Origin of the sequence: Hydrogenophaga sp. 70-12 (assembly GCF_001897365.1) — a bacterium.
Lineage (GTDB): Bacteria > Pseudomonadota > Gammaproteobacteria > Burkholderiales > Burkholderiaceae_C > Hydrogenophaga > Hydrogenophaga borbori.
In genome coordinates this window covers 1-2,812 of the sequence record NZ_MKSS01000127.1, presented here as the reverse complement: position 1 = coordinate 2,812, position 2,812 = coordinate 1, and the positions used below count along the sequence as shown (strand labels likewise).

At 70.2% G+C, this 2,812-nt stretch carries 3 protein-coding genes; all 3 read left to right on the top strand.

Features of this window, described 5'->3' with window-relative positions; genetic code table 11:
• Positions 1-163 precede the first annotated feature (163 nt).
• The 3 genes from fliA to BGO22_RS07955 are packed head-to-tail and all read left to right on the top strand — an operon-like array spanning position 164 to position 2,775.
• Complete coding sequence (gene fliA, locus BGO22_RS07965; RefSeq protein ID WP_204743144.1) at positions 164-856, top strand: RNA polymerase sigma factor FliA; 693 nt, start codon at positions 164-166, stop codon at positions 854-856.
• Between the two features lie 28 nt (positions 857-884).
• A complete protein-coding gene (gene motA / locus BGO22_RS07960) occupies positions 885-1,757 on the top strand; it encodes a flagellar motor stator protein MotA (protein WP_116959889.1) in 873 nt (290 codons plus the stop codon).
• Positions 1,750-2,775, top strand: a complete 1,026-nt coding sequence (locus BGO22_RS07955) for a flagellar motor protein MotB (protein ID WP_204743142.1) — start codon at positions 1,750-1,752, stop codon at positions 2,773-2,775. The genes motA and BGO22_RS07955 overlap by 8 nt, the downstream gene beginning before the upstream one ends.
• Positions 2,776-2,812 lie beyond the last annotated feature (37 nt).

The following is a 2,812-nucleotide window of genomic DNA, read 5'->3' as shown; positions in this document are numbered from 1 at the left end:
AGCGGGCCAGCATGCTCAGCATCGCCGAACTCACCGACTTCCTGCAGCAGGCCTACGGCGAGAGCTTCGAGCGCGAATCGCGCGAGTCGCCTTTCACGGAAGTGATGGTCGGCCGCCTGGTCATCGAATAGGCGAGGCCCCGGTGCACAGCGGATACGGCGAGATGAACAGCCTGGCTGCGGCGGAGAGCTCCGCCGCGGCGGAGCAGCGCTGGCTCGTCGAGCACACGCCGCTGGTGCGCCGCGCGGTGGCCCAGCTCGCCTCGCAGGCGGGTGGCGCCATGGACCGCGAGGACATGCTGCAGATCGGCCTGATGGGCCTGCTGGAGGCCTTGCGCCGCTACGGCGAGCCCGACGAACGTTTCCCCGGCTACGCCGCGCAGCGCGTGCGCGGCGCCATTCTCGACGAGCTGCGCCGCCAGGACTGGCGCCCGCGCAGCGTGCGCCAGGAAGGCCACCGCCTGCGCGACGGCATCCGCGAGCTGCGCCGCCGCCTCGGCCACGAACCCTCCGAGGCCGAGGTGATGCAGCACCTGGGCGTGAGCGCCGAGGACTACCTGGCCTACGAGCAGCACACCAACGCCGAGACCCTGGCCAGCTTCGACGAAGTGATCGAAGAGCTGATGCTCACGCCCTCGGCCGCGCGCACGCCCGAGGCCGAGCTGATCCAGCGCCGCTCGCTGGAGCAGGCCCTGGCCTGCCTGAACCCGAAGGAGCAGCACGTGGTGCAGCTCTATTACGAAGCCGAGCTCAGCCTCAAGGAGATCGGCGCCGTCATGGGCCTGACCGAGGCCCGCGTCTGCCAGATCAACAAAAGCGCACTGCACAAGTTGCGCGGCGCGCTCTCGCCCGACTGACCCCCGAACCACCCCACCGGCCACCACCATGCAGTTCTTCCTTGGCGTCTTCATCGTGTTCCTCTGCGTCTTCGGCGGCTTCCTGCTCGCGGGGGGCGACCTGGGCGTGGTCTGGGAACCCGTCGAGCTGCTCATCATCGCCGGCGCTGGCGCGGGGGCCATCGTCATCGGCAACCCGCGCCACGTGCTGGCCGAGATGGGCGTGCAGTTGCGCAAGGTGGTGGCGCGGCGCAAGCGCGGCGACGAGTTCCAGCGCCAGCTCATGCTGCTGATGTACGAACTGCTGCAGACCGCGAAGAACGGCCTGAAGGCACTGGACGCGCACGTGGAGCAGCCGCACGAGAGCCCGCTGTTCCAGCGCTACCCCATGGTGCTGGAGGAGCCCAAGCTGCTGCACTTCATCGTCGACAACTTCCGCGTCATGGCCATGGGCAAGATCTCGGCGCACGAGCTGGAAGGCGTGCTGGAGCAGGAACTGGAGGCCATCCACGAGGAGCTCTCGCAGCCCGCCAAGTCGCTGCACAAGGTGGGCGAGGCCATGCCGGGCTTCGGCATCCTGGCCGCGGTGCTGGGCATCGTGATGGCCATGAACTCGGTCAGCGCGGGCGCTGGCGCGGGCGAGATCGCGGCCAAGGTCGCGGCCGCCATGGTGGGTACCTTCATCGGCATCTTCCTGTGCTACGCGGTGCTCGACCCCATTAGCAACATGATGAAGCAGCTCGTGAAGGAAGAGATGAGCAACATGGAGGCGGTGAAGGTGGTGCTGGTGACGCACCTCTCGGGCAAGCCCGAGCTGGTGTCCATCGACGCCGGTCGCCGCCTCATCCAGCTCAACATCAAGCCCAGCTTCGCGCAGCTCGAATCCTGGGTCAACCAGCTGGAGGAGAGCCCTGGTGTCTAAAGCCCACGGAGCCGAGCACGGCACCATCGTCAAGCGCGTCTCGCGCCGCCACGAGGAAGAGGCCCACGGCGGCAGCTGGAAGGTGGCCTTCGCCGACTTCACGCTCGCCCTGATGTGCCTGTTCCTGGTGCTGTGGGTGCTGGCGGCGCGCGACAAGGAAGAGGCCACGCGCGCGCTGGAAAGCGGCGGCGGCGCGGTGATGGCCGAGATCTCCGGCGCCAAGATCCCTGCCGAGGGCGGCCCGCGCGGCAGCCTGATCGACCGCAAGCCCATGCCGCGCAAGGGGCAGGGCGAAGGCCCGGACGAGGTTCGCACCGTGCCCGGCCTGATGAACCCGACGCCGCTGCGCGCGCGCTACGACACCCCCGAGCAGATGGCCGAGCTGGCGGCGCTGCTGGCGCGCCTGAGCCTGGAGGCCGGCCTGAGCGCCAACCTGCAGACCTTCGTTACGCCGCACGGGCTGCGCATCATGCTGCACGACACCGACAACGAGGGCATGTTCCAGCTCGGCAGCGCCACGCCCACCCCGCGCTTCGCGGCCCTGCTGGACCGCATGGGCCCGCTGTTCGCGAAGATCCAGAACCCGATGCTGGTCGTGGGCCACACCGATGCCGCGGCCTACGCGCGCAACGACCCCTTCGGACCCTCGAATTCGCGCCTGTCCAGCGACCGCGCCGGCGCCGCGCGCGCGCACCTGCTGCGCGGCGGCACGCCCGAGGCCTCGGTGCTGCAGGTGGTGGGCATGGCCGAGCGCGCGCCGGTGCGGCCCGACGAACCCCTGGCCAGCGTGAACCGGCGCATCGAGATCATGGTGCTGACGCTGGAGCAGGCGCGCTTGATGACGGCCATGTTCGGCCAGCCCGCGCAGGCCGAGCCCCTGCTGCCCGGTTTGCGGGCCCAGGCGCCCGCGCGCGACGCGCTCGCCGCGCTGCGCGAATCGGTGGTGGCCGCGGGCCGCCAACTGCCCGGCTTCGATCGCGCGCTGGCGCCGTCGGCCGAGCCCACCCTCACGCGCTGAACCGGGAGCGCGGCATGCGGACACGAAGCACACGAGG